This window comes from Candidatus Nitrosotalea sp. FS (genome assembly GCF_011319475.1).
Taxonomy (GTDB): Archaea; Thermoproteota; Nitrososphaeria; order Nitrososphaerales; family Nitrosopumilaceae; genus Nitrosotalea.
In genome coordinates this window covers 20465-22026 of record NZ_RCMC01000251.1, presented here as the reverse complement: position 1 = coordinate 22026, position 1562 = coordinate 20465, and the positions used below count along the sequence as shown (strand labels likewise).

Genomic DNA, 1562 nt, shown 5'->3' with positions numbered 1-1562 from the left:
GCTTGGATATTTCTTATTTTTATCGGATACTCTTCAATTCACGTAATATTGTCTGTACCTCACTCCCAGTGGGCTGTATATCTTTCCCAGACTCCAAATCTTTTGTATCAAATGGGAGTTGATTACATACGGGTAATTGTTGTTACAATAGTTTCATTTGTTTTTGCCGTATCATTGGGGTACTATCTTGCAAATCACAAAAAGGTAAGCACCATATCTCTTCCCATAATACAAACAGTCTCTGCTTTTCCAGCACCTGCTTATTTTCCATTGATTTTTGCCATAACTGCACCATTTCTTGTACACAATTTATCATCTGTGGAGACTGAGCTTTATGTCATGCTCTTGTGTTTTCTTGGTACGTTTTACTATGTATTTTTTGGATTTTGGGTTGGAGTAAGAGCAATCCCTACAGAATTTTTAGAAGTGACACGAAATTACAAGATTGGATTCTTCACTAAAATGAGAAGAATAGTACTTCCTGCAACATTTCCATATCTTGTCACTGGACTATCTAGTACGATTAACAGTGCATGGGGTGGTCTTGCAGTAGGCGAATTCTGGCCCCATATCTATGGTAACCAAACTCTTCAAGTACATACTGGCATGATGCGAGTGATTTCTGAAGGGTTAGCAAACGGTAACATGGGAATAGCAGCTTGGACCTCTCTACTTTTTGCAATTGTAGTTGGAGTCTACAGCATAGTATTTACAAGAAATTTGATGGATCTTGCACGCAAAAAATACGTAATAGAAGAGGGAATCTATGCAGCATAAGCTAGTTGTAGTACTAATAATAGTTATTTTTACAATTGGTGTATCACAAAAGGAATCATTTGCACCAATAATTTTTCCAGACAATTCTAGTATCAGCAATACCACTGCTCAAACATCTGGATCAATAGCATCACAAAGCAATCTTTGGTATGTAATGATAATTATGGGAGTGATAATTGGTGCGATTTTGATCTACTTTGTAATGATACGCAATCAAAAAGCATCTTAATTTTTACAATGGATGATGCCACCATCACGCTAAACCAAAAATTAATTCTCAACAATTGAATTTTGACTTGATAGGAGAAAATTCAATTGATCTTCAGAGATTGTAATTAGCCAAATTTTTGGTCTTTTTTAAGGCATACTGGGAATATCTTGCACATATATCCAAATATGGGTATCGAGTTACCGTCCAAACCGTGACAAAATGTGTGGGTATTAAACTAATTTAACCAAACCCACCCCCGGTATAGTACAATGACTATCGCATTAGAAGAATCCTGAATGCTTATATTTTTACCACCTAGTTTGAAGATGACCATGCATTCCAAAACAAGATACATCATACTTGCCTTGCTTGTCTTGATACCATCATTTGTAAACCTAGGCGTTCCCATATACAACAGGAATCTTCCAGAATTATTTGGGATGCCGTTTTTCTATTGGTTCCAGACAATTTGGCTTGTTGCATGTACCGGATTTTATCTTGCATACTCTAAACTAGTGGAGAAGAAACTATGATCAGTCCAGACATTGTTATCGTATTTGTTTCATTGTTTATT

At 36.1% G+C, this 1562-nt stretch carries 3 protein-coding genes; all 3 read left to right on the top strand.

Features of this window, described 5'->3' with window-relative positions; genetic code table 11:
- The coding region (locus DYY66_RS10020; protein ID WP_218583716.1) for an ABC transporter permease subunit at positions 1–777 on the top strand (777 nt) is incomplete at its 5' end.
- Positions 767–1006, top strand: a complete 240-nt coding sequence (locus DYY66_RS10015) for a hypothetical protein (RefSeq protein WP_166288847.1) — start codon at positions 767–769, stop codon at positions 1004–1006. The genes DYY66_RS10020 and DYY66_RS10015, both read left to right, overlap by 11 nt.
- A 314-nt stretch (positions 1007–1320) precedes the next feature.
- Positions 1321–1521, top strand: coding sequence for a DUF3311 domain-containing protein (locus DYY66_RS10010; RefSeq protein WP_255496424.1), 201 nt, complete (start codon positions 1321–1323; stop codon positions 1519–1521).
- Positions 1522–1562 lie beyond the last annotated feature (41 nt).